Source organism: Pseudomonas fortuita, from assembly GCF_026898135.2.
Taxonomy (GTDB): Bacteria; Pseudomonadota; Gammaproteobacteria; order Pseudomonadales; family Pseudomonadaceae; genus Aquipseudomonas; species Aquipseudomonas fortuita.
Map to the genome: position 1 here is coordinate 291,559 of NZ_CP114035.2, position 22,481 is coordinate 314,039.

Sequence of the window (22,481 nt, forward strand, 5' to 3'; positions counted from 1 at the left end):
CATGAGTCGTGCAACTTCCTCCACCCTGACCCAGCGCCTGGCGCCGTGGGCACTGCCGGTGCTGCTGCTGGCAGTCTGGCAACTGGCGGTCAGCGCTGGCTGGCTGTCGACGCGCATCCTGCCGGCACCTAGCGCTGTCGTCAGCGCCGGCGTCGAGCTGGTGCGCAGCGGCGATATCTGGACACACCTGGCCATCAGTGGCTGGCGTGCCGGCCTGGGCTTCGCCATCGGCGGCAGCATCGGCCTGGTGCTGGGCTTTATCACTGGCCTGTCGAACTGGGGCGAACGCCTGCTCGACAGCTCGGTGCAGATGATCCGCAACGTGCCGCACCTGGCGCTGATCCCGCTGGTGATCCTGTGGTTCGGTATCGACGAGTCGGCAAAGATCTTCCTGGTCGCGCTGGGCACGCTGTTCCCGATTTACCTGAACACTTACCACGGTATCCGCAATGTCGACCCGGCGCTGGTAGAAATGGCGCGCAGCTATGGCTTGTCCGGCTTCGGCCTGTTCCGCCAGGTGATCTTGCCGGGTGCACTGCCATCGATCCTGGTGGGCGTGCGTTTCGCACTGGGCTTCATGTGGCTGACCCTGATCGTGGCCGAGACCATTTCGGCGAACGCCGGCATCGGTTACCTGGCGATGAACGCCCGGGAGTTCTTGCAGACCGACGTGGTGGTACTGGCCATCGTCCTGTATGCCGTGCTTGGCAAACTCGCCGACCTCGCCGCTCGCGGCCTGGAACGTGTGTGGCTGCGCTGGCACCCGGCCTATCAAGTGGCCAAGAAGGAGGGCGCATGACCGTGCTCAAGGAACAGCCGCCACGCCTGTTGCGTGGCATCCCGCTGGCCTCTAACGGCCTGCGCAAGACCTTTGGCCAGCGCGAAGTATTGAAGGGCATCGACCTGCACATTCCGGCGGGGCAGTTCGTTGCCATCGTCGGCCGCAGCGGCTGCGGCAAAAGCACCCTGCTGCGGCTGCTGGCCGGGCTCGACCAGCCTACGGCCGGGCAGTTGCTGGCCGGCGCTGCGCCGCTGGAAGAGGCCCGCGAAGAAACCCGCCTGATGTTCCAGGACGCACGCTTGCTGCCGTGGAAGAAGGTGATCGACAACGTTGGCCTGGGCCTGTCGGGTGACTGGCGCCCACGTGCGCTGGAAGCGCTGGAGGCGGTTGGCCTGGCCGACCGCGCCAATGAATGGCCGGCAGCCCTGTCGGGTGGCCAAAAACAGCGCGTGGCCCTGGCGCGGGCGCTGATCCACCAGCCACGCCTGCTGCTGCTGGACGAGCCGCTGGGTGCGCTGGATGCATTGACCCGTATCGAGATGCAGCAACTGATAGAACGCCTGTGGCGTCAGCACGGCTTCACCGTGCTGCTGGTCACTCACGATGTCAGCGAGGCGGTAGCCGTAGCTGACCGGGTGATCCTGATCGAGGACGGCGAGGTCGGGCTCGACCTCACCGTCGACCTGGCACGGCCCCGCGCGCGTGGTTCGCACCGCCTGGCCGCGCTGGAAAGCGAAGTGCTCAACCGTGTTCTGTCGGCCCCGGGCACTGCGCCCGAGCCGGATCCTGTAGCCCCTCTGCCCACGCAGCTGCGTTGGGCGCACTGAATGACTCACTCACCAGACTGAAGCCATAGAGAAGGAATGACATCATGACCATCAAAGCCATCAACGTCCGCAACCAGTTCAAAGGCACCGTGAAAGAGATCCTCGAAGGCCCGGTACTGTCGGAAATCGACGTGCAGACTGCCTCGGGTATCGTCACTTCGGTCATCACCACCCGCTCGGTAAAAGAGCTGGAGCTTCAGGTCGGCAGCGAAGTGATTGCCTTTGTGAAGTCGACTGAAGTGTCTATCGCCAAGCTGTGATGCTGCTCGATATTGGGGCTGCTTGGCAGCCCTATCGCGACACAAGGCCGCTCCTACACGGGAATGCGATCTCCTGTAGGAGCGGCCTTGCCGCGAATGGGCCGCAACGCGGCCCCAATAACTTCAGCAGGAACGCTTGGCCAGAAACGGCGGCAGGTATAACCCCAGATACGCCTCGAACACCCGCTTGCCTTCTTCGGCCATGCGCGGTGTGATCGCCTCATGCAGCTGCACCGACCGCGCATACACCCGGTCACTCAGCTCCATGGCCAGCGCAAACACGTCCACATCCAGCGGCATCACCGGCAGGTGAAAATGCTGGTCGAACAACTTGTGCATCAAGTCGCCCAGTTCCATGTCGTGCTGCCGATCGGCCTGCACCACCTCGCTCAGGCCATGCTGCGCCAGAATCAGCTGCCGCGCCGCCGCATCCTCGTTGTAGATATCAAGCATGCGCTCTTCGATCAGCCGTGACAGTTCGTGCCAGGTGCTGAACGCGCTGCTGTCGATCGCTGCGCCCAGCGCTTCGCGAAACGCCCGGTGCACATCGGCCGTCAGCGCTTCCAGCAAGGCCGGCACGCTGGCGAAAAAGTGATACACCGACGACGGCGGAATCTGTGCCCGCTCAGCCACGCTGTAGATGGAAAGTGCTGCCACCCCTTGTTCGGCCAGCAGCTCACGCGCAGCCGCCAGGATCGCCTCGATCCTGGCCTGGCTGCTGGCGCGCGGCTTGCGCGGGGTGGCGGTGCGGTTCATCAGTTGCTGATTGCCAGGATGCTGGCCTGGTAGGCGCCGACGAACAGGTCGAAGTCACCGACTTCGTCTTGTTCCAGCTCGGACTGCTTGGCCAGCGATTCGCGGGCCAGCGTTTCGAATGCCTGCTGCTTGTCATTGCTCAGAGGTTGCTCGCGGAAAGCCTCGGCGTGCACACGGCTTTGGCGCAGCGAGAACTGGACGAAGCTTTCGTCATGCTCGGTCATGCGTGCCAGCACCTGGGCCGACGGGGTCAGCGAGGCATCGTCGACCTTGGCCTGCTGGGCATCCAGCGCCTTGGCGTGCTCATCAGAGCCTTGCGCCTGGTCGAGCAGGTTGGCCAATTGGCGGATGCGCTCGATCAGCTCGCCGGCCCAGCCTTTCAGGCTGATCGGCTGGCCATTGCGGTGCAGCTCCAGGCCCGGGCGGCGACCTTCCTTGACCACGGTCAGGAAGTTGTCGGTGCACTGGCCGCACTCGCCGTTGTCCAGCTGAGGGCTGTCTTCCAGGGCGCAGAACAGCAGGAACGCGTCGAGGAAGCGTGCCTCGGTCAGGTCGATACCTACCGGCAGGAACGGGTTGATGTCCAGGCAACGCACTTCCACGTACTGCACGCCACGCGAAGTCAGGGCCTGTATCGGCCGCTCGCCGGTGTAGGTAACGCGCTTGGGGCGGATGTTCGAGTAGTACTCGTTCTCGATCTGCAGAATGTTGGTGTTCAGCTGCACCCATTCGCCGTCCACGTGCGTACCGACCTCAACATAAGGCGGGTAGGGCGTGCCCACGGCCTTGCGCAGGCTGTCGGTGTAGCTGGCCAGGTTGTTGTAGCAAGGCGTGAGGCCGGCCTGGGCGTTGCTCTGGTAGCCCAGGTCGCTCATGCGCAGGCTGGTGGCATAGGGCAGGAACAGGGTTTCGGCGTCCAGCTCTTCGAGCTGGTGCGGGCGGCCACGCAGGAAGCCTTTGTCCAGCGCCGGCGAGGCGCCGAACAGGTACATCAGCAGCCAGCTGTAGCGGCGGAAGTTGCGGATCAGCGCGATGTAGGCCGACGACTGGTAGTCGCGGTCGTCTAGCGTGCTGCCTTCGGCTTCGCGCAGCAGTGGCCACAGGGCTTCGGGCAGCGAGAAGTTGTAATGTATGCCGGCAATGCACTGCATGGTGCGGCCGTAGCGCAGGGCCAGGCCCTTGCGGTACACGTGCTTGAGCTTGCCGATGTTCGAGTTGCCGTACTCGGCGATCGGGATGTCCTCCTCGGCCGGCAGCGTGCACGGCATCGAAGGGCTCCACAGGTATTCGTCGCCCAGCTTGCTGTAGACGAAACGGTGGGTCTCTTCGAGGCTTTCGAGCACCTTGGCCGGGTCGGCCAGCGCAGGGGTGATGAACTCCAGCAACGACTCGGAATAATCGGTGGTGATCTGCTCGTTGGTCAGCGCCGATCCCAGTGCTTCCGGGTGCGGGGTCTGGGCCAGGCGACCTTCATCGGTCACGCGCAGGCATTCGCGCTCAATACCGTGCAGGCACTGCTTGAGCAGGGGAAGATTGGCGCCGAGCAGGCTCAGGCGGCGGTTGAGGAGTTCGCTCAAGATGTATTCCTTCACGCGTCAGTCGCCCCAATATGGGGGTAGAGATAACGGTCTACAAGGGTAGGAAGAAAGGAACTGGCGTTGTCGCCTGGTTTACGCGGGTTCCAGCAGTGCCAGCGCACTGCTGAAAATACCGCAGATACTGCTTGGTGAGCTAGAGAACCGCGAAGGTTCCTTGCGCTTTTGCCACCAGCTTGTCGCCCTGGACTACGTCGGCGTCGACCACCAGGGTTCGCCGCCCGGCGTGCAGCACACGGGCGGTACACAGCACTTCGCCATCGCTGACGGCGCGCATGTAGTTGATCTTGCACTCGATGGTGACGCTTTGCTGGTCAAAGCCATGGCTGGCCGAGCAGGCCAGGCCCATGGCGATGTCCACCAGGCTGAAGATCGCCCCGCCGTGCAGCTTCTGGCCACGGTTGCGCAAGTGCGGCTCCAGCGGCAGGGCCACCTCTGCAACACCCGTGTCCAGGCGTTGCAGGCGGCAGCCCAGCAGCTGGCTGAAGGCGCTTTCGACGTATTCGCGGGGTACGTCCATCACTTCTTCTTCAACTGCTTGGCGTTGGCGAACAGGGAGGCCATGGCATTGTTGGCCGGCGCGGCGGTGGCGGTTTCACGCGGGCGTTGGGCCGGCTGCTGGCGGTTGCCGCCATTGCCACGGTTGCCACCGCGGCTGCCTTCGACTTTTTCGCCTGGGGTGTCGCTCATGCGCATGGACAGGCCGACACGCTTGCGCGGGATATCCACTTCCATGACCTTGACCTTGACCACGTCGCCGGCCTTGACCGCTTCACGCGGATCTTTGATGAACTTCTCCGACAGCGCCGAGATGTGCACCAGGCCGTCCTGGTGCACGCCGATGTCGACGAAGGCGCCAAAGTTGGTGACGTTGGTCACCACACCCTCCAGGATCATGCCGGGTTCGAGGTCCTTGAGGTCTTCGACGCCGTCCTGGAAGGTGGCGGTCTTGAACTCGGGCCGTGGGTCGCGGCCAGGCTTGTCCAGCTCTTGCAGGATATCGGTGACGGTCGGCAGGCCGAAGGACTCGTCGGTGAACTTCTTCGGGTCCAGGCGCTTGAGGAAGCTGCTGTCGCCGATCAGCGAGCGGATGTCGCGGTCGGTATCGGCGGCGATGCGCTGCACCAGCGGATAGGCCTCCGGGTGCACTGCGGAGGCGTCCAGCGGGTTGTCGCCGTTCATCACACGCAGGAAGCCGGCGGCCTGTTCGAAGGTTTTTTCACCCAGGCGGCTGACCTTTTTCAGGGCTGCACGGGTGGCGAACGGGCCGTTGGCATCGCGATGGGCGACGATGTTCTGCGCCAGCGTGGCGTTAAGGCCGGAGATACGGGTCAGCAGCGCCACCGAGGCGGTGTTCACGTCCACGCCCACGGCGTTCACGCAGTCCTCGACCACGGCGTCCAGGCCACGCGCCAGTTTCAGCTGGGACACGTCGTGCTGGTACTGGCCGACACCGATGGATTTCGGGTCGATCTTCACAAGCTCCGCCAGCGGGTCCTGCAGGCGGCGGGCAATCGAAACGGCGCCACGGATCGACACGTCCAGGTCCGGGAACTCGCGGGCGGCCAGTTCCGATGCCGAGTACACCGAAGCGCCGGCTTCGGAAACCATGATCTTGGTGATTTTCAGCGCTGGGTATTTTTTCACCAGCTCTGCCACCAGCTTGTCGCTTTCGCGGCTGGCGGTGCCGTTGCCGATGGCGATCAGCTCCACCGAGTGCTTGGCGCACAGTGCAGCCATGATGGATAGGGTGCGGTCCCAGTCATTCTTCGGCGCGTGCGGATACACCGTGGTGTAGTCCAGCAGCTTGCCGGTGGCGTCGACCACGGCGATCTTGCAACCGGTGCGCAGGCCCGGGTCGAAGCCCAGGGTGGCGCGCGGACCGGCCGGGGCGGCCAGCAGCAGGTCGTGCAGGTTGTGGGCGAACACGTTGATTGCCTCGCCTTCGGCGTTGTCGCGCAGTTCGCCGAACAGGTCGGTTTCCAGGTGGGTGTACAGCTTGACCTTCCAGGTCCAGCGCACCACCTCGCCCAGCCATTTGTCGGCCGGGCGGCCGCGGTTTTCGACGCCGACGTGGTGGCCGATCATCACTTCGCACGGGTGCAGGGTGCCAGGCAGTTCTTCGCCCACTTTCAGCGAGGCGCTCAACACACCTTCGTTGCGCCCGCGGAAGATTGCCAGGGCACGGTGCGACGGTGCGTTGCGCAGCAGTTCGTCGTGGGCGAAGTAGTCGCGGAACTTGGCGCCCTCTTCCTCCTTGCCGGCTACCACGCGGGCGCTGAGCACGGCCTCCTGCTTGAGGAAATTGCGCAGCTTGTCGAGCAGGGCGGCGTCCTCGGCAAAGCGCTCCATCAGGATGTACTTGGCGCCCTCCAGCGCGGCCTTGACGTCGGCCACGCCCTTTTCGGCGTTGACGAAGCGTGCGGCTTCGCTCTCTGGCACAAGGCCCGGATCGTTGAACAGGCCGTCCGCCAGCTCGCCGAGGCCGGCTTCCAGGGCGATCTGGCCCTTGGTGCGGCGCTTTTGCTTGTACGGCAGGTACAGGTCTTCGAGGCGGGTCTTGGTGTCGGCCAGCTTGATTTCGCGGGCCAGTTCAGGGGTCAGCTTGCCCTGTTCCTCGATGCTGGACAGGATGCTGGCGCGACGGTCGTCGAGTTCGCGCAGGTAGCGCAGGCGCTCTTCCAGATGGCGCAGCTGGGTGTCGTCCAGGCTACCGGTCACTTCCTTGCGGTAACGGGCGATGAAGGGCACGGTCGAGCCTTCGTCCAACAGGCCCACGGCCGCCTCGACCTGCTGGGGGCGTACGCCCAGTTCCTCGGCGATACGGCTGTTGATGCTGTCCATGTAAACCACCTGACATTTGTGAATACGGGGGTCGCCTGTGGGCTTTTATCCCGGCGGCGCTGGATGAAAGCCGCGCATTATACCCATCGCAAACGGCTTGCGGTGATGGCGCCCAGCCAGCTGGAACTGGCGCCGGGGGAAAAATCTGCTAACAATGCTCACGCAACGTGCAGCAATGGCTACGCCATAATGCGCGGCGATATCAGAGGAGTTATTCATGACCGGCACCGCAAACACCGCTGAAGGTGACAAGATTCTCATCGTCGACGACGATCCGGGGCTCAGCAGCCTGCTGGAACGTTTCTTCACCAGCAAGGGCTACCGTGCCCGCGCGGTGCCCAACACCGAGCAGATGGACCGCCTGCTGCAGCGCGAGGTGTTCAACCTGGTGGTGCTCGACCTGATGCTGCCGGGCGAGGATGGCCTGTCTGCGTGCAAGCGCCTGCGCCAGCAGAACAACCAGATCCCGATCATCATGCTCACCGCCAAGGGCGACGAGCTGAGCCGTATCAAGGGCCTGGAACTGGGCGCTGACGACTACCTGGGCAAGCCGTTCAACCCAGATGAGCTGATGGCCCGCGTCAAGGCGGTGTTGCGCCGCCAGGCGCCTGCCGTGCCGGGTGCGCCGGGCAGTGAGGACGAATCGGTCACCTTCGGCGACTACGAGCTGTCGCTGGCCACCCGCGAACTCAAGCGTGGCGACGAAGTGCACATGCTCACCACCGGCGAGTTCGCCGTGCTGAAGGCCCTGGTGATGCACGCCCGCGAGCCGCTGACCCGCGACAAGCTGATGAACCTGGCCCGTGGTCGGGAGTGGGATGCACTGGAGCGTTCCATCGACGTGCAGATTTCGCGCCTGCGCCGCATGATCGAGCCGGACCCGTCCAAGCCGCGTTACATCCAGACCGTCTGGGGCGTGGGCTACGTGTTCGTGCCAGACGGAAACGCGGGCAAATGATGCTGCGTCGTCCATGAAAACACCGCTCTGGTTTCCGCAGAGTTTCTTCGCCCGCACCCTGTGGCTGGTGTTGATCGTCGTCCTGTTCAGCAAGGCTTTGACCCTGGTCTACCTGCTGATGAACGAGGACGTGCTGGTCGACCGTCAGTACAGCCACGGTGTGGCGTTGACCTTGCGCGCCTATTGGGCTGCCGACGAAGAAAACCGCGACAGGATTGCCGAAGCGGCGGGCCTCATCCGCGTGACCGGGTCGGGTGTGCCCGAGGGTGAGCAGCACTGGCCCTACAGTGAAATCTACCAACGGCAGATGCAGGCGGAGCTGGGCGAAGACACCGAGGTGCGGCTGCGCATCCATGCGCCACCGGCGTTGTGGGTCAATGCGCCAAGCCTGGGCCCTGGCTGGCTGAAAGTGCCACTGTACCCACACCCGCTGCGTGGGCAGAAAATCTGGAACGTGCTGGGTTGGTTCCTGGCGATCGGCCTGTTGTCCACCGCGTCGGCCTGGATCTTCGTGCGCCAGTTGAACCAGCCGCTCAAGCGCCTGGTGTTCGCCGCTCGTCAGCTGGGCCAGGGGCGCAGTGTGCGTCTGCCGATCAGCGACACGCCCAGCGAGATGACCGAGGTATACAAGGCCTTCAACCAGATGGCCGAAGATGTCGAACAAGCCGGGCGCGAGCGCGAGCTGATGCTGGCCGGGGTTTCCCACGACCTGCGCACACCGTTGACGCGTCTGCGCCTGTCGTTGTCATTGCTGAACAGCGACAGCGACCTGAGTGACGACATGGTTCGCGATATCGAGGACATGGATGCGATCCTCGATCAGTTCCTGGCCTTCATCCGCGATGGCCGTGACGAGCCGGTGGAAGAGGTCGACCTGGCTGACCTGGTGCGTGAAGTCGTGGCGCCGTACAACCAGCCGAAAGAACGTGTGCGCCTGTGCCTGGAGCCAATTCCTCCATTCCCGCTGCGTCGCGTTTCGCTCAAGCGCATGTTGGGCAACCTCATCGGCAACGCCCTGCACCATGCTGGCAAGGGGGTCGAAGTGGCGGCCTATGTGTCGGGTGACGAGAGCGCACCGTACGTGGTGCTGAGCGTGCTGGACCGTGGCACCGGGATCGATGAGTCGGAGCTGGAGACCATCTTCAATCCGTTCATTCGTGGGGATCGGGCACGGGGCGGCAAGGGCACCGGGCTGGGGCTGGCGATCGTCAAGCGGATCGCCGCCCAGCATGGCGGGAATGTGGAACTGCGTAATCGGTCTGGCGGGGGGATCGAAGCGCGGGTGCGGTTGCCGCTGGGGCTATTGCTGCCGCGTAATGCTGTATGAATCTGGTTGACCGCACCGGCCCTATCGTCGGCAAGCCAGCTCCCACAGGTAATCTACAAGCCTGGAGGTTGTGGTCATCCTGTGGGAGCTGGCTTGCCGGCGATAGGGCCAGTACAGGCTTGAATCAGCCCTTGCCTTTGGTCCGGGTCTGATTCGGCCCGCCGTTCTTCTCCAGGTGCTCGATGATCATCCCGGCCACGTTTTTGCCGGTGGTTACCTCGATCCCCTCCAGCCCCGGCGACGAGTTCACCTCCATCACCAATGGCCCATGGTTGGACCGCAGGATATCCACCCCCGCCACGCTCAAACCCATCACCTTGGCCGCCCGGATCGCGGTAATCCGCTCTTCAGGGGTGATTTTTATCAGGCTGGCGACGCCCCCCCGATGCAGGTTGGAGCGGAACTCGCCCGGCTTGGCCTGACGCTTCATCGAGGCAATCACCTTGTCTCCCACCACGAAGCAGCGAATGTCGGCCCCGCCAGCCTCCTTGATGTACTCCTGAACCATGATGTTCTGCTTGAGCCCCATGAACGCCTCGATCACCGACTCGGCAGCCTGGGTGGTTTCGCACAGCACCACGCCAATGCCCTGGGTGCCCTCCAGCACCTTGATTACCAACGGCGCGCCATTAACCATCTGGATCAGGTCGGGAATGTCGTCGGGTGAATGGGCGAAGCCGGTAATGGGCAGGCCGATTCCGCGACGCGACAGCAATTGCAGCGAGCGCAGTTTGTCGCGCGAACGGGCAATGGCTACCGATTCGTTGAGCGGGTACACGCCCATCATTTCGAACTGGCGCAGCACTGCGCAGCCGTAAAAGGTGACGGAAGCGCCGATGCGCGGGATCACGGCATCGAAGCCCTCCAGCGGCTTGCCGCGGTAATGGATCTGCGGCTTGTGGCTGGCAATGTTCATGTAGGCCCGCAGGGTATCGATCACCACCATTTCGTGGCCACGCTGGGTACCGGCTTCGACCAGGCGGCGGGTGGAATACAGACGCGGATTGCGCGACAGCACAGCGATCTTCATGCAGCACCTGTGACAGGGGAAAGGGTGGCCGGGAAGGCCGGTTTGTCTTGTACGTACTTCAGGCCAGGGTTGACCACCAGCTGGCCGTGGATCAGGGCCTTGGAACCGAGCAGCAGGCGGTAACGCATGTTCTTGCGGCAGGCGAGTGTGAACTCCACCTCCCACACACCATCGCCCAGCGCCAGTGACGTGCGAATGACGTAGCGGGTCTGGGCGTGCCCGTTGGAGCTCTTGATGGTCTTCATGGTCACCAGTGGCGCCTCGCAGCGGCGGTGGCGCAACTGCACCACAGAGCCCAGGTGCGCCGTGAAGCGGACCCAGGGCTGGCCGTCGCGCTCGAACGGTTCCACTTCGGTAGCGTGCAGGCTGGAGGTGCTGGCACCAGTGTCGATCTTGGCGCGCAGCCCTGCCACGCCAAGGTCGGGCAGGGCTATCCATTCACGCAGGCCGATCACTTTCAAATGGTCAAATGTCTTCACGAAGCGCACCCTGCGAATGAGGTGGTGAACTGTAAGCATGGCGGGGACTTTTTGCATCCGTATGTGAAGGTAGTACAGTTCGATGAAAGACAGAATCCGAGGTAACGGGATGGCACAAAAAGCCGAAGACGACGACAAGGTTCGCCTGGACAAGTGGCTATGGGCGGCGCGTTTCTACAAGACGCGGGCGCTGGCCAAGGCAGCGATCGAGAGCGGCAAGGTGCATTGCCGGGGCGAGCGTTGCAAGCCAGGCAAGGAGCCGCGAGTGGGCGACGAATTTGTGCTGCGCACCGGGTTCGATGAGCGCACCGTGGTGGTGAAGGCGTTGTCGGTGGTGCGGCGTGGGGCGCCAGAAGCGCAGACGCTGTACGAGGAAACCGAAGAAAGCCTGCGCCGCCGTGAGCAGGCGGCCGAAATGCGCAAGGCGGGCGCCATGGGGGTGACTACCGATGGGCGGCCAACCAAGAAGCAGCGGCGGCAGATTCACCAGTTGCATGGGAGCTATGAATAGCCGGGGCCGCTTAGCGGCCCATCGCCGGCAAGCCAGCGCCCACAGCGCTTTGTGGGAGCGGCCATGCCGGGGCGCCGGACCGGTCGGAAAGGGCTGCGTAGCAGCCCCAAGGGTCTAGCGGAGCACGGCCATCCGCCCGACAAGCGGTAACCTGGCCAGCAGGTTGAACAACGGTGCAGTCCAGCGCATCAACGCCTCACTGCCCTTGGCCGCCAGCGGCGTGTAATAGCTCCAGCCCAACGCCAGCACTGCCATCAGCAACCCGCCGATGTAGTCATCCTGCCCCCAGTGGGCGCCGGCCACCAGGCGCGGCAGCATGAACAGCACCGCCAGCCCCCAGATCACCAGGTACTGCACCAGGCGGCGGCTGAACACGCTCATGAACAGCGCCCAGATCAGCAGTACCGAGGCGTGATCCCCCGGGAAACTCTTGCTGGAACGGTCCTTGAGCTCCCAGGCGGCTTCCAGGTTCGGGTAGTAGTCACTCAGGTGCACCACCTCGTCGAACATCATCGACGGGCTCTTGTGCTGCCAGCCAGCTGCATCCACCCACTTGGAAAACAGCGCGCGAATCACCACTAAGAGGAGTAGCGTGACCAGAAAGCCGAAAAACGCTTGGCGAACCTGAGCTGCCTTGAACACCCAGTCACCACGGATGAGCACTGCCAGCAGGATCAGGCCGACGACGATGTCGAACGGGCGCAGGCTGCCGACGGTCCAGATGTAGCGCCAGGTGGTGCTGTCGGCCAAGGGCGCATTCAGGCTGCGGAACAGCCACTCGTCGAAAGTCAGGCACAGGATCTGGCCAAAAGGCCATAACCAGAAACACAGTAGAGCGACGGAAAGCAGCGTACAGGCTGCCAATGGCCCCCAGGACCACCTTGCTTGGAACAGTGGTCGATTGTCCATAAAATACCTCTATTGCAAACAGGAAATCGGAGCGCCTTGTGAGCGCTCTGTAACGGGTTCTCGCAGGTTCTCGACAACCCTTGTAACCATTTTGTCATCATTTTTTAGATAGCCGAAACCTATGAGCGATTTGCCTGATACCGATTTCACCCAACGTTTCATCTTCGACGAGCGCGATGTGCGCGGCGAGTGGGTGTCTCTCGATGACAGCTATGCCGCAGTGTTGGCGCGTCACAAATACCCTCAGCCGGTCAAGGCGCTGCTCGGCGAGCTGATGGCCGCCACCGCGTTGCTGGTGGGCGCGATGAAGTTTGATGGCTTGCTGATTTTGCAGGCGCGCTCGGCTGGGCCGATTCCGCTGCTGATGGTGGAATGTTCCGGCGACCGGGAAATCCGCGGCATGGCCCGCTACGAAGCGGACCAGATCCCCGCGGATGCCACACTGTCGCAGCTGATGCCCGACGGCCACCTGACCCTGACCATCGACCCGATCAAGGGCCAGCGCTACCAGGGTACTGTCGACCTTGATGGCGCCAACCTGTCGGAATGTTTCACCAACTACTTCGTCCAGTCCCAGCAGCTGAACACGCGCTTCTGGCTCAACGCCGAAAACGGCAAGGCCCGCGGTCTGCTGCTGCAGCAGCTGCCGCGTGATCGCCAGCCGGATGATGAAGAGCGTGAGGACAGCTGGCAGCACGTGGTGGCCCTGGCCAAGACCCTCAAGCCTGAAGAGTGGGCTGAAAACAACGAAACGTTGCTGCATCGCCTGTACCATGAAGATGCCGTGCGCCTGTTCGACATCCAGCCGTTGCGCTTCAATTGCAGCTGTTCGCGTGAGCGTTCCGGCAATGCGCTGGTCAGCCTTGGCGAACAGGACGCCAAGGCATTGGTGGAAGAGTGCGGCGGCCAGGTGGAGATCGATTGCCAGTTCTGCAACGAGCGCTATTTCTTCGATGCCAGCGATGTGGCGCAACTGTTTGCCGGTGGCGGCACAGACGTGGCCTCAGAAACTCGCCACTGAAACGTTTAATCACAGGACAATCTCCTGTCGAATTGCGCAAAAGCGCAGTTCTGACAGGAGGGGCCTACTTTTTTTGGGCGTTTCTGGCATAATCCGGCCACTTTTTTCGCTGTAGTAGTTTTTTCAAGACAACTACAAAACGTTTGGAGCACTCGGCCTCGGGCCGGATGGGGTATCTCATGACGCAAGCCAACAACACCGTGTACACCGACCTGAGCGTCGATGAGCTGGTAAAAGAAGCGCTGCAACGCGGTGAAGGCGTACTAGCCGATACTGGCGCACTGGTCGTGGAGACTGGTCACCGTACTGGCCGTTCGCCGGCTGACCGTTTCATCGTCGAAGAACCTTCCACTCAGGATGCTATTTCCTGGGGCCCGATCAACCGCAAGTTCCCGGCCGACAAGTTCGACGCCCTGTGGGACCGCGTCGAGGCGTTCAACAACGCCCAGGATCACTTCGTTTCCTACGTTCACGTAGGGGCAGCCGTCGACCACTACCTGCCGGTGAAGATGACCACCCAGACCGCCTGGCAGAACCTGTTCGGCCGTTGCCTGTTCATCAACCCGGAGCAGTACAACCCGGCGCGCCGCGACCAGTGGCAGGTGCTCAACGTTGCCAACTTCGTGTGCGAGCCTGAGCGTGATGGCACCAACTCCGACGGCTGCGTCATCATCAACTTCGCCGCCAAGAAGGTGCTGATCGCAGGCATGCGCTATGCCGGCGAAATGAAGAAAGCCATGTTCTCGGTGCAGAACTTCCTGCTGCCGGCTGCCGACGTACTGCCAATGCACTGCGCGGCCAACATCGGCGAAGAAGGCGATGTGACCCTGTTCTTCGGCCTGTCCGGCACTGGCAAGACCACCCTGTCGGCCGACGAAAGCCGTTACCTGATCGGTGACGACGAGCACGGCTGGGGCGAAGGCGTTGTCTTCAACATGGAAGGCGGCTGCTACGCCAAGTGCATCGACCTGTCCGAGAAGAACGAGCCGGTCATCTGGAAAGCCATCAAGCACGGCGCAGTGCTGGAAAACGTCGTTCTCGACGCCAACAAGCACGCCGACTACACCGACGTCAGCCTGACCCAGAACAGCCGTGCTGCCTACCCGCTGGAGCACGTTGCCAAGCGTTCCGAAGCGAACCTGGGCGGCGAGCCTAATGCGGTCATCTTCCTGACCTGCGACCTGACCGGTGTTCTGCCTCCGGTTTCGATCCTGAACAACGAGCAGGCGGCCTACCACTTCCTGTCCGGTTACACCGCGCTGGTCGGTTCTACCGAAATGGGTTCGGGCGGCGGCATCAAGTCGACCTTCTCCACCTGCTTCGGCGCACCGTTCTTCCCGCGCCCGGCTGGCGAGTACGCCGAGCTGCTGATCAAGCGTATCAACGGCTTCAACTCCAAGGTCTACCTGGTAAACACCGGCTGGACCGGCGGTGGCTACGGTGTTGGCAAGCGCTTCAGCATCCCGACTACCCGCGCGGTGATCGCTGCAATCCAGAGCGGCGCGCTGGTCGGTGCCGAAACCGAGCACCTGGACATCATCAACCTGGACGTACCAAAAGTCGTCCCAGGTGTTGAAACCGAGCTGCTCAACCCACGCACCAACTGGGCTGACAAAGCTGCCTACGACGAGGCCGCCAAAGGCCTGGCCAAGCTGTTCATCGAAAACTTCAAGAAGTTCGAAGTTTCCGACGCCATCAAGGCTGCTGGCCCACAGCTGTAAGCTGAGCCCAGCGCTACAAGAAGGCCGCCCTTTGGGGCGGCTTTTTTTTTGAACGATATCCTGAGCCGGCCTCTTCGCGGGTAAACCCGCTCCCACAGATACGGCGATTTCTGTGGGAGCGGGTTTACCCGCGAAGAGGCCGGCTCAGGCAGCGGAAATCTGGAATTTCTGTTTCACTGTCAGCAACATTTGCGAAGACAAGAGCCAGACAGATGACCGAATCCCCTCAGCGCACTGCCTTCTACCACTTCCACCCCATCCTCACCCGCCCTTCGGACAACGACGTCAATGGCCATATCGCCGGTGCTACCGTGCATGGCTTTTTCGAAACGGCGATCCAGGCCTTCCTCGCCGAACAGGCCGAGGTGGACCTGCGTGACGGTGAACTGGCGGCATTCGTGGTCAGTTCGGCTGCGGATTTCTATGCGCTGCCAGGCTTTCCCGACGTGCTCGAAGTGGGCTTGGGAGTGACGCGCCTGGCGGGTAGTACGGTGGAGTACCGCCTGGCGCTGTTCCGCCCGGGGGAACCGGAGGCGTGTGCTGCAGGCACGGTAGTGCAGGTGTTCATCGAGCGTGCCAGTGGTCGTCCTGCGGTGCTGCCTGAACCGCTGCAAGTGGTCCTGTCTGGCCTGGTACTGGAACAGCAGGCATAAAAAAGCCCCGCCGGCAGGGGCGGGGCTTTTGCTGCCGGGGCAGGGCCCGCGGCATCAGTCGCGCCAGTGGCGCTTGTGCTTGCGGTGGCCGTAGTGGCGACCACGGTCGTAGTGGCGACGGTCGTCGTAGCCGCGACGGTAGCGGCGATCATCATGACGCTCGTCTTCGTCGGCTTTGTTGCCCATGTAGTTACCCAGCGCGCCACCGGCACCACCGCCGGCTGCTGCGCCAATGTAGCTACCGGTGGTGCCGCCCACCGAGCGACCGACCACGTTACCGCCTGCAGCGCCCAGTGCGCCGCCGATAGCGGCCTCGCCACGCTGGCGCTTGTCGGCACCCAGGGCACCGCCGGCTGCGCCGCCCAGACCGGCACCAATGGCGCCGCCGGTGCTACCGCCGATGGAGTTACCCACTACGGAGCCGAGTACTCCACCCAATGCGCCGCCAATGCCGGCCTCGGTATTGCCGCCTGCCATGGCAACGCCGCTGAGCAAGCTGAAAGACAACAACAAAATCGAGGAGTACTTCTTCATCAAGAGAGCCTCATAGGGATGACGAGGCGAATTTGAGGCTAAGCGGCGTGGCTGGCAACGGAAATCCGACGAGTAACACGAGTTGTACACAATTCTCTAAGTTACTGTATTTGCTGTGAAACTTTATCGTTTTTCGGCTGTCTGAGACCTTTATGACAAAGCCCTGAACCGCCATGGAACAGGGCTTTTTTCGTTTCTACAGAATACGCCCGTCGTCCCGTGCGCGCTCCAGTTTGATGGCAATGAACTTCGAGGTCGGCGTATGGCTGCCATCGCCAATGCTTTCCAGTGGCACCAGCGGATTCACCTCGGGGTAATACGCCGCTGCCTGCCCGGCCGGGATGTCGAAGGCCAGCAGGGTGAAGCCCTGCACCCGGCGCACATGCTGATCACCCCACAGCGACACGATGTCGACCTTTTGCCCCGGCTGGAAGCCCAGGCGGATGATGTCGGCTTCGTTGGCGAACAGCACTTCGCGCTGGCCGCGCACGCCCCGGTAACGGTCGTCCAGGCCGTAGATGGTGGTGTTGTACTGATCGTGCGAGCGCATCGACTGCATGACCAGGTCGGGCAGTTGGCCACTGGCGCGCACGCGCTCATCGAGCAACGAATCCGGCAGCAGGTTGGCCTTGAAGTTGGCCCGGCCGCTGCTGGTCTTCCATTCGCGACTGGCAGCGCTGTTACCCAGGTAAAAACCGCCTGGACGCTGCAAGCGCTGGTTGAAACCGCTGAAGCCCGCGATGGTATCGCCGATCAGGTCGCGGATGCGGTCGTAGTCGGCCACCAGCCAGTGCCAGTCCACCGGTTGCTTGCCCAGGGTGGCAGCGGCGATGCCGGCAATCACTGCAGGTTCCGAGCGCATTTGCGTCGACAGCGGCTTCAGCTGGCCGTTGGAGGCGTGCACCATGCTGAACGAGTCTTCCACCGTCACCGCCTGCGGCCCGTCGGCCTGCAGGTCGATGTCGGTGCGGCCCAGGCACGGCAGGATCAGCGCCTGCTTGCCGTGCACCAGGTGGCTGCGGTTGAGCTTTGTGCTGATATGCACGGTCAGCTCGCAGTTGCGCAGTGCCTGGGCAGTACGCTCGGTGTCTGGCGTGGCCTGGGCGAAATTGCCGCCCAGGCCGATGAATACTTTGGCGCGGCCGTCGAGCATGGCGTGGATGGCTTCGACGGTGTTGTGGCCGTTGTGCCGGGGCACGGGGAAGCCAAAACGCTTTTCGAGGGCGTCCAGCAGCGCCACTGGCGGGCGTTCATTGATGCCCATGGTGCGGTCGCCCTGCACGTTGCTGTGGCCGCGCACCGGGCACAGACCGGCGCCGGGTGCGCCGATGTTGCCGCGCAACATTTGCAGGTTGACGATTTCCTGGATGGTCGGCACCGAATGGCGGTGCTGGGTGATGCCCATCGCCCAGCACATGATCACCCGCTTGCCACGGCAGTACATGCGCGCGGCCAGCTCGATGTCGGCCAGCGTCAGCCCGGACTGCGCCTGGATGTGTTCCCACGGCGTGGCATCGACCACTGCCAGGTAGTCGTCGACGCCATGACCATGTTCGGCAATGAAGGCATGGTCGAACACGGCCGGTTCGCCTTTGGCCTGGGCTTCGCGTTCCCATTGCAGGACGAACTTGGCCATGCCGCGCAGCATCGCCATGTCGCCGCCCAGCGCCGGGCGGAAGAACGCGGTGTTGGTCGGCCGGTCACTGTTGGTCAGCATCTCCAGCGGGTTCTGCGGGTGCTGGAAGCGCTCCAGGCCACGCTCCTTGAGCGGGTTTACGCACACCACCTGGGCGCCACGTTTCACCGCATCACGCAGCGGGTCGAGCATGCGTGGGTGGTTGGTGCCGGGGTTCTGCCCCCAGACAAAAATAGCGTCGGCATGCTCGAAGTCGTCGAAGGTGACGGTGCCCTTGCCGACCCCGACGCTTTGCCCCAAGGCCACGCCACTGGCTTCGTGGCACATGTTCGAGCAGTCAGGAAAGTTGTTGGTACCATAGGCGCGCACAAACAACTGGTACAGGTACGCCGCTTCGTTGCTGGCGCGCCCCGAGGTATAGAACTCGGCCTGGTCAGGGTTGGCGAGCTTGTTCAGCTCGCGAGCGATCAGGGCGAAGGCGGCATCCCAGCTGATGGGCAGGTAACGGTCGCTGGGCCCGTCGTAGACCATCGGTTCGGTCAGGCGCCCTTGGTACTCCAGCCAGTAATCGCTTTGCTGCAGCAGCGAGGTAACGCTGTAACGGGCGAAGAAGGCCGCATCGACGCGCCGCTTGGTCGCCTCCCAGTTCACGGCCTTGGCGCCGTTCTCGCAGAACTTGACCATGCCGCTTTCCGGCGAATCGCCCCAGGCGCAGCCCGGGCAGTCGAAGCCGCCGTTCTGGTTGGTCTTGAGCAGGGCGCGAATGTTCTTTAGTGCGTTGTCGCTGCCGACCCATGCCTTGGCCACGCTGCGCAGCGCGCCCCAGCCACCGGCTGGGCCGTGGTAGGGCTTGTAGCGAGGGGTGGAGGCTGGTGCGTTGTCCGGGAGGTGCTGGTAAGAGGTCACTGCTGTTACGACTCCGCCGCCGGGCTGAAGACCCGCGGTGCGCTGTGCTTGGGCAAATGGATGAGGTTGAGGTTGTGCTTGCGTGCCCATTGCAGGGCAAGGCCGGTGGGCGCCGATAGGCTGACCAGGGTCTGGAGGCCGGCACGCAGTACTTTCTGGATCAGCTCCAGGCTGCAGCGGCTGGTGACGATGGCCAAGCCGCCCTGGCTGTCGATGCCTTGGCGCAGCAGGGCGCCGATCAGTTTGTCGAGGGCGTTGTGCCGGCCGATGTCTTCGCGGCCGAGCAAAAGCTCGCCATGGCGGTCCATGAACAGGGCTGCATGCACAGCCCCGCAATGCTGGCCCAGCGGTTGGAAGGCATCGATGCGTTCACGCAGGCCCACCAGCCACTGGGCCGGGGGCAGGGGCGCACCCGGCAGCACGGCCAGGTCCGGCAGCGCCTGCTCCAGGGCTTCGACACCACACAGGCCGCAACCACTGGTGCCGGCCAGTTGGCGGCGCTGGTTTTTCAGGTTCCAGAACGCCCGGCTGGAAATTTCCAGGTCGGCATACATTGCCGAACCGCTGCCGGAGAGCTTCAGGTCGTAGATGTCTGCTGTCCCTTCGACAATGCCGCTGCCAACACTGAAACCGACGGCGAAGTCCTCCAGGTCGGTGGGGCTTACCAGCATCACCGCCTGATTGAGGCCGTTGTAGACAATGGCCAGGGCCACTTCTTCGGCCAGCGGTGTGCTGTCGCGTCTGGCGTCGGTTAACTGGACGTAATCGTAGGTGTTGCTGGCGGCGGGCATGGACAAAGGCGATGAGGCCGCGCAGACCGGAGGTTTGCTGTTCATCGGGGCGTTGAATACCGGCGGCTTTCTGATAGCACAAGCCTAGGCTTGCGGGCCGGCGGCGTCTAATCGCTAGGGTCTATGCCTTGATAGACCGCGTCGATTGGTCGCACAGGGGGCGGGAGTGGAAAAGCTGGCCTAGACTCGTGAGTCCAAGGTTTCGTCTACAAGGAGAGCGCAATGAGCCTGTTCAGTTTCGTGAAGGAAGCCGGCGAGAAGTTGATCGACCTGCTGACCCCCGGCAATGCCAATGCCGAGGAGCAGCTCAAGAAGCACGTGGAGAGTGTCGGCCTGGGAAACCCGAACATCAAAGCCACTGTAGAGGGAGACAAGATCATCCTCAAGGGTGAGGTGGCCAGCCAGGAGGAGAAGGAAAAGATCATTCTTGCAGCCGGTAACATCAATGGTGTGGCCAGCGTGGATGACCAGATTACAGTGACAGGGCCAGTGGTGAAGGCGGCCAGGTTCATTACGGTGAAAAAGGGCGACACGCTATCGGCCATTTCAGTCGTGGTGTACGGCAACGCCAACCAGTACAACAAGATTTTCGAGGCCAACAAGCCGATGCTGTCGCACCCGGACAAGATTTATCCGGGGCAGGTGCTACGTATTCCTGACTGATCTTCGCAGCCTGGACCGGCCTCTTCCGGGACAAGCCCCCCCATAGCTTTACCGCTGAACCTGAACCCAGCGGCCAACTTGTGGGAGCGGGCTTGTCCCGCGAATGGGGCCTCATAGGCCTACCAGTAACTCCCGGTAATCCTCGACGGCCGCAAACTCTTCGGTATCCCGCGGCCCTGCCTTGCTATCCGGCTGGCGCACCGCCAGCAGGTGCCCCACGCCAAACTGCCGCGCACTGCGCAGAATCGCCAGTGTGTCATCGATGAACAGGCTGCGTTGCGGCTCAAAGCCGATGTCTGCCTGTAATGCATCCCAGAACTGCGGGCTTTCCTTCGGGTAGCCGTAATCGTGCGAGCTGATCAGCCGTTCGAAATACGGTGCCAGTTCCACCCGCTCCAGCTTCAGCGACAGCGAGTCACGGTGGGCATTGGTGATCATCACCACGCGTTTGCCCGCCTTGCGGATTGCCGCCAGGAAGGTATCGGCGTCTGGTCGCAGGGCGATCAGGTCGGCGATTTCCTGCTTCAGCTCACGGATCGGCAGGCGCAACTCGCGGCTCCAGAAGTCCAGGCAATACCAGTTCAGGGTGCCGGCATTGCGCTCAAACAGCGGCTGCAGCTCCATTTGCGCCATGGCCCGGCTCACCCCGTGCAGCTCGGCATAGCGCTGAGGCAGGTGCTCCAGCCAGAAGCGGTTGTCGTAATGCAGGTCGAGCAGGGTGCCGTCCATGTCCAGCAGGACGGTATCGATGGCAGACCAGGGAATAACAGGCATGGGAAACTCTCGATCAGTCGGCAAGCCACGGTATAGTAACCCGTTCACGCCAAGGAGCCGCCCCATGCGCCAGAAACCCACCGTCCTCAGCCGCGAAATCGTCGCCAGCAGCCGTCTGTTTCGCGTCGAAGCCGTGCAATTGCGCTTCAGCAATGGCACTGAGCGTACCTACGAGCGCCTGGTGGGCCGGGGTAACGGCTACGGCGCAGTGATGATCGTGGCCATGCTCGACGCCGAGCATGCCGTGCTGGTGGAGGAATACTGTGGTGGCACCGACGAATACGAGCTGTCGTTGCCCAAGGGCCTGATCGAGCCGGGCGAAGACGTGCTGGCGGCAGCCGACCGGGAGCTCAAGGAAGAAGCCGGTTTTGGCGCACGCCAGCTGGAGCACCTGACCGAGCTGTCGCTGTCGCCGGGCTACATGAGCCAGAAGATCCAGGTGGTACTGGCTACCGACTTGTACGAAGAGCGCCTGGAAGGCGATGAGCCAGAACCGATGCGGGTCGACAAGGTCAACCTGCGCGAGCTGTCGGCATTGGCCATGCATCCGCAGTTCACCGAGGGACGTGCCCTGGCGGCGCTTTACCTGACACGTGACTTGCTGATTCAGCGGGGGCTGCTGGAGCTATGAACGACCTGCAACTGATGCACGAAGTGGTCAAACTGGCGTTGTCGGCGGGTGAGGCGATCCTGCCGTTCTGGCGTGCCGATGTGGCCGTGACCAACAAGGCCGACGACTCGCCGGTTACCGCCGCCGACCTGGCGGCGCACCGGGTGATTGCCGATGGCCTGCTGGCGCTGGCGCCGCATATTCCGGTGCTGTCCGAGGAGGACTGCAACATTGCGCTGGCCGAGCGTCAGGGTTGGAGCCGCTGGTGGCTGGTCGACCCGCTGGACGGCACCAAGGAGTTCATTGCCGGCAGCGAAGAGTTCACGGTCAACATCGCCCTGGTCGAAAACGGCGAGGTGGTGTTTGGCGTGGTGTCGATGCCCACCAATGGGCGCTGCTATTTTGGTGGGCGCGGCATGGGGGCCTGGCGTGCAGATGCCGGTGAGGCAGCCCAGCTGATTCAGGTACGCAACGCACCTGCACAGGGCGAGCGTTTTACCGTGGTGGCCAGCCGTCGACACTCCAGCCCGGAGCAGGAAGCGTTGTTGGCCGGCCTTGGGGCCGCTGTGGGAGAGCTGGAGCTGGCCAATATTGGCAGCTCGTTGAAGTTCTGCCTGTTGGCTGAGGGCAGTGCCGATTGTTATCCGCGCCTGGCGCCGACTTCGCAGTGGGACACTGCAGCGGCGCAGGGTGTGGTGGAAGGGGCCGGCGGCGAGGTGATCGGGCTGGATGGCTTGCCGTTCCGGTATCCGCCGCGCGAGTCGCTGCTTAACCCGTATTTTTTGGCATTGCCGGCCAATGCTGCATGGCGCCAGGCCTTCCTGAACCTCATCTGACGGATTTCACCGCTCTCACAGGGATTGCGCCAGTCTTTGGGTTGTGTGCCAGGCAGTTG

At 63.0% G+C, this 22,481-nt stretch carries 23 protein-coding genes; 12 read left to right on the forward strand and 11 right to left on the reverse strand.

Annotated features, from left to right (window positions below; all coding sequences use genetic code 11):
* Nucleotide 1 precedes the first annotated feature (1 nt).
* From ssuC to OZ911_RS01295, 3 genes are read left to right on the forward strand one after another with little or no spacing between them, the layout of a single operon-like run.
* Complete coding sequence (ssuC, locus tag OZ911_RS01285) at nt 2-799, forward strand: aliphatic sulfonate ABC transporter permease SsuC (RefSeq protein WP_016484401.1); 798 nt, start codon at nt 2-4, stop codon at nt 797-799.
* Nucleotides 796-1,608 (forward strand): aliphatic sulfonates ABC transporter ATP-binding protein, encoded by an 813-nt coding sequence (gene ssuB / locus OZ911_RS01290; RefSeq protein WP_019096900.1) that lies wholly within the window; start codon nt 796-798, stop codon nt 1,606-1,608. The genes ssuC and ssuB overlap by 4 nt, the downstream gene beginning before the upstream one ends.
* A gap of 44 nt (nt 1,609-1,652) precedes the next feature.
* Nucleotides 1,653-1,868, forward strand: a complete 216-nt coding sequence (locus OZ911_RS01295; RefSeq protein ID WP_008095172.1) for a TOBE domain-containing protein — start codon at nt 1,653-1,655, stop codon at nt 1,866-1,868.
* A 123-nt stretch (nt 1,869-1,991) separates the two neighbouring features.
* Here the strand turns inward: OZ911_RS01295 and OZ911_RS01300 are convergent, their stop codons facing one another.
* The 4 genes from OZ911_RS01300 to OZ911_RS01315 form a co-directional block, all read right to left on the reverse strand.
* Nucleotides 1,992-2,624 (reverse strand): TetR/AcrR family transcriptional regulator, encoded by a 633-nt coding sequence (locus OZ911_RS01300; RefSeq protein WP_023047204.1) that lies wholly within the window; start codon nt 2,622-2,624, stop codon nt 1,992-1,994.
* Nucleotides 2,624-4,201 carry a glutamate--cysteine ligase gene (gene gshA, locus OZ911_RS01305; RefSeq protein WP_024717583.1) on the reverse strand — a complete coding sequence of 526 codons (1,578 nt, stop codon included), beginning with the start codon at nt 4,199-4,201 and terminating at the stop codon, nt 2,624-2,626. The genes OZ911_RS01300 and gshA overlap by 1 nt, the downstream gene beginning before the upstream one ends.
* Before the next feature lie 154 nt (nt 4,202-4,355).
* Entirely contained in the window at nt 4,356-4,739 is a 384-nt protein-coding gene (locus OZ911_RS01310; protein WP_016484405.1) for a PaaI family thioesterase, read from the reverse strand.
* On the reverse strand, nt 4,739-7,063 hold the full coding sequence (locus tag OZ911_RS01315) for a Tex family protein (protein WP_023047203.1): 2,325 nt from the start codon (nt 7,061-7,063) through the stop codon (nt 4,739-4,741). The genes OZ911_RS01310 and OZ911_RS01315 overlap by 1 nt, the downstream gene beginning before the upstream one ends.
* A 217-nt stretch (nt 7,064-7,280) precedes the next feature.
* On the opposite strand from OZ911_RS01315, the gene ompR reads away from it, so the two are divergent.
* Together ompR and OZ911_RS01325 are read left to right on the forward strand one after the other, a co-directional pair.
* Complete coding sequence (gene ompR / locus OZ911_RS01320; protein WP_016484407.1) at nt 7,281-8,021, forward strand: osmolarity response regulator transcription factor OmpR; 741 nt, start codon at nt 7,281-7,283, stop codon at nt 8,019-8,021.
* 13 nt (nt 8,022-8,034) lie between these two features.
* Complete coding sequence (locus OZ911_RS01325) at nt 8,035-9,348, forward strand: ATP-binding protein (RefSeq protein WP_016484408.1); 1,314 nt, start codon at nt 8,035-8,037, stop codon at nt 9,346-9,348.
* A 124-nt stretch (nt 9,349-9,472) separates the two neighbouring features.
* Here the strand turns inward: OZ911_RS01325 and rimK are convergent, their stop codons facing one another.
* Both rimK and rimB read right to left on the reverse strand, forming a co-directional pair.
* Nucleotides 9,473-10,378 carry a 30S ribosomal protein S6--L-glutamate ligase gene (gene rimK / locus OZ911_RS01330; protein ID WP_012316721.1) on the reverse strand — a complete coding sequence of 302 codons (906 nt, stop codon included), beginning with the start codon at nt 10,376-10,378 and terminating at the stop codon, nt 9,473-9,475.
* Complete coding sequence (rimB, locus tag OZ911_RS01335) at nt 10,375-10,857, reverse strand: retropepsin-like aspartic endopeptidase RimB (protein ID WP_024717584.1); 483 nt, start codon at nt 10,855-10,857, stop codon at nt 10,375-10,377. The genes rimK and rimB overlap by 4 nt, the downstream gene beginning before the upstream one ends.
* Nucleotides 10,858-10,966: 109 nt before the next feature.
* Here rimB and OZ911_RS01340 point away from each other — a divergent pair, with 109 nt between their 5' ends.
* A complete protein-coding gene (locus OZ911_RS01340; protein ID WP_016484410.1) occupies nt 10,967-11,368 on the forward strand; it encodes an Hsp15 family ribosome-associated heat shock protein in 402 nt (133 codons plus the stop codon).
* A gap of 114 nt (nt 11,369-11,482) precedes the next feature.
* On the opposite strand, the gene OZ911_RS01345 is transcribed toward OZ911_RS01340, so the two are convergent.
* The gene (locus tag OZ911_RS01345; RefSeq protein WP_016484411.1) at nt 11,483-12,277 is read right to left on the reverse strand and encodes a phosphatase PAP2 family protein; all 795 of its coding nucleotides are present in this window, start codon (nt 12,275-12,277) and stop codon (nt 11,483-11,485) included.
* Between the two features lie 121 nt (nt 12,278-12,398).
* Between OZ911_RS01345 and hslO the strand changes: the two genes are divergently transcribed.
* From hslO to OZ911_RS01360, 3 genes are all read left to right on the forward strand, one after another.
* Complete coding sequence (gene hslO / locus OZ911_RS01350; protein WP_023047202.1) at nt 12,399-13,298, forward strand: Hsp33 family molecular chaperone HslO; 900 nt, start codon at nt 12,399-12,401, stop codon at nt 13,296-13,298.
* A 179-nt stretch (nt 13,299-13,477) separates the two neighbouring features.
* Nucleotides 13,478-15,019 carry a phosphoenolpyruvate carboxykinase gene (locus OZ911_RS01355; protein ID WP_016484413.1) on the forward strand — a complete coding sequence of 514 codons (1,542 nt, stop codon included), beginning with the start codon at nt 13,478-13,480 and terminating at the stop codon, nt 15,017-15,019.
* 212 nt (nt 15,020-15,231) lie between these two features.
* Nucleotides 15,232-15,672: an acyl-CoA thioesterase gene (locus tag OZ911_RS01360; RefSeq protein WP_016484414.1), complete on the forward strand. Its 441-nt coding sequence runs from the start codon at nt 15,232-15,234 to the stop codon at nt 15,670-15,672.
* 54 nt (nt 15,673-15,726) lie between these two features.
* Here the strand turns inward: OZ911_RS01360 and OZ911_RS01365 are convergent, their stop codons facing one another.
* The 3 genes from OZ911_RS01365 to fdhD form a co-directional block, all read right to left on the reverse strand.
* Nucleotides 15,727-16,206 carry a glycine zipper domain-containing protein gene (locus tag OZ911_RS01365; RefSeq protein WP_016484415.1) on the reverse strand — a complete coding sequence of 160 codons (480 nt, stop codon included), beginning with the start codon at nt 16,204-16,206 and terminating at the stop codon, nt 15,727-15,729.
* Nucleotides 16,207-16,402: 196 nt separating this feature from the next.
* On the reverse strand, nt 16,403-18,748 hold the full coding sequence (locus OZ911_RS01370; protein ID WP_268968552.1) for an FdhF/YdeP family oxidoreductase: 2,346 nt from the start codon (nt 18,746-18,748) through the stop codon (nt 16,403-16,405).
* A gap of 5 nt (nt 18,749-18,753) precedes the next feature.
* Complete coding sequence (gene fdhD / locus OZ911_RS01375) at nt 18,754-19,584, reverse strand: formate dehydrogenase accessory sulfurtransferase FdhD (RefSeq protein WP_070086869.1); 831 nt, start codon at nt 19,582-19,584, stop codon at nt 18,754-18,756.
* A gap of 177 nt (nt 19,585-19,761) precedes the next feature.
* Between fdhD and lysM the strand changes: the two genes are divergently transcribed.
* On the forward strand, nt 19,762-20,202 hold the full coding sequence (lysM, locus tag OZ911_RS01380; RefSeq protein ID WP_016484418.1) for a peptidoglycan-binding protein LysM: 441 nt from the start codon (nt 19,762-19,764) through the stop codon (nt 20,200-20,202).
* 111 nt (nt 20,203-20,313) lie between these two features.
* Here the strand turns inward: lysM and yrfG are convergent, their stop codons facing one another.
* On the reverse strand, nt 20,314-20,976 hold the full coding sequence (gene yrfG / locus OZ911_RS01385; protein ID WP_016484419.1) for a GMP/IMP nucleotidase: 663 nt from the start codon (nt 20,974-20,976) through the stop codon (nt 20,314-20,316).
* Nucleotides 20,977-21,040: 64 nt separating this feature from the next.
* On the opposite strand from yrfG, the gene nudE reads away from it, so the two are divergent.
* The gene (gene nudE, locus OZ911_RS01390) at nt 21,041-21,607 is read left to right on the forward strand and encodes an ADP compounds hydrolase NudE (protein WP_016484420.1); all 567 of its coding nucleotides are present in this window, start codon (nt 21,041-21,043) and stop codon (nt 21,605-21,607) included.
* The gene (gene cysQ, locus OZ911_RS01395; protein ID WP_016484421.1) at nt 21,604-22,422 is read left to right on the forward strand and encodes a 3'(2'),5'-bisphosphate nucleotidase CysQ; all 819 of its coding nucleotides are present in this window, start codon (nt 21,604-21,606) and stop codon (nt 22,420-22,422) included. Before nudE ends, cysQ begins: the two co-directional genes overlap by 4 nt.
* Nucleotides 22,423-22,481: the final 59 nt, after the last annotated feature.

Excerpts from the sequence above, each read along its gene's own strand:
- ssuC (WP_016484401.1), top strand. The coding sequence starts at position 2 with ATGAGTCGTGCAACTTCCTCCACCCTGACCCAGCGCCTGGCGCCGTGG.
- ssuB (WP_019096900.1), top strand. The coding sequence starts at position 796 with ATGACCGTGCTCAAGGAACAGCCGCCACGCCTGTTGCGTGGCATCCCG.
- OZ911_RS01295 (WP_008095172.1), top strand. The coding sequence starts at position 1,653 with ATGACCATCAAAGCCATCAACGTCCGCAACCAGTTCAAAGGCACCGTG.
- OZ911_RS01300 (WP_023047204.1), bottom strand. The coding sequence starts at position 2,624 with ATGAACCGCACCGCCACCCCGCGCAAGCCGCGCGCCAGCAGCCAGGCC.
- OZ911_RS01310 (WP_016484405.1), bottom strand. The coding sequence starts at position 4,739 with ATGGACGTACCCCGCGAATACGTCGAAAGCGCCTTCAGCCAGCTGCTG.
- OZ911_RS01315 (WP_023047203.1), bottom strand. The coding sequence starts at position 7,063 with ATGGACAGCATCAACAGCCGTATCGCCGAGGAACTGGGCGTACGCCCC.
- ompR (WP_016484407.1), top strand. The coding sequence starts at position 7,281 with ATGACCGGCACCGCAAACACCGCTGAAGGTGACAAGATTCTCATCGTC.
- OZ911_RS01325 (WP_016484408.1), top strand. The coding sequence starts at position 8,035 with ATGAAAACACCGCTCTGGTTTCCGCAGAGTTTCTTCGCCCGCACCCTG.
- rimK (WP_012316721.1), bottom strand. The coding sequence starts at position 10,378 with ATGAAGATCGCTGTGCTGTCGCGCAATCCGCGTCTGTATTCCACCCGC.
- OZ911_RS01340 (WP_016484410.1), top strand. The coding sequence starts at position 10,967 with ATGGCACAAAAAGCCGAAGACGACGACAAGGTTCGCCTGGACAAGTGG.
- OZ911_RS01345 (WP_016484411.1), bottom strand. The coding sequence starts at position 12,277 with ATGGACAATCGACCACTGTTCCAAGCAAGGTGGTCCTGGGGGCCATTG.
- hslO (WP_023047202.1), top strand. The coding sequence starts at position 12,399 with ATGAGCGATTTGCCTGATACCGATTTCACCCAACGTTTCATCTTCGAC.
- OZ911_RS01355 (WP_016484413.1), top strand. The coding sequence starts at position 13,478 with ATGACGCAAGCCAACAACACCGTGTACACCGACCTGAGCGTCGATGAG.
- OZ911_RS01360 (WP_016484414.1), top strand. The coding sequence starts at position 15,232 with ATGACCGAATCCCCTCAGCGCACTGCCTTCTACCACTTCCACCCCATC.
- OZ911_RS01365 (WP_016484415.1), bottom strand. The coding sequence starts at position 16,206 with ATGAAGAAGTACTCCTCGATTTTGTTGTTGTCTTTCAGCTTGCTCAGC.
- fdhD (WP_070086869.1), bottom strand. The coding sequence starts at position 19,584 with ATGAACAGCAAACCTCCGGTCTGCGCGGCCTCATCGCCTTTGTCCATG.
- lysM (WP_016484418.1), top strand. The coding sequence starts at position 19,762 with ATGAGCCTGTTCAGTTTCGTGAAGGAAGCCGGCGAGAAGTTGATCGAC.
- yrfG (WP_016484419.1), bottom strand. The coding sequence starts at position 20,976 with ATGCCTGTTATTCCCTGGTCTGCCATCGATACCGTCCTGCTGGACATG.
- nudE (WP_016484420.1), top strand. The coding sequence starts at position 21,041 with ATGCGCCAGAAACCCACCGTCCTCAGCCGCGAAATCGTCGCCAGCAGC.
- cysQ (WP_016484421.1), top strand. The coding sequence starts at position 21,604 with ATGAACGACCTGCAACTGATGCACGAAGTGGTCAAACTGGCGTTGTCG.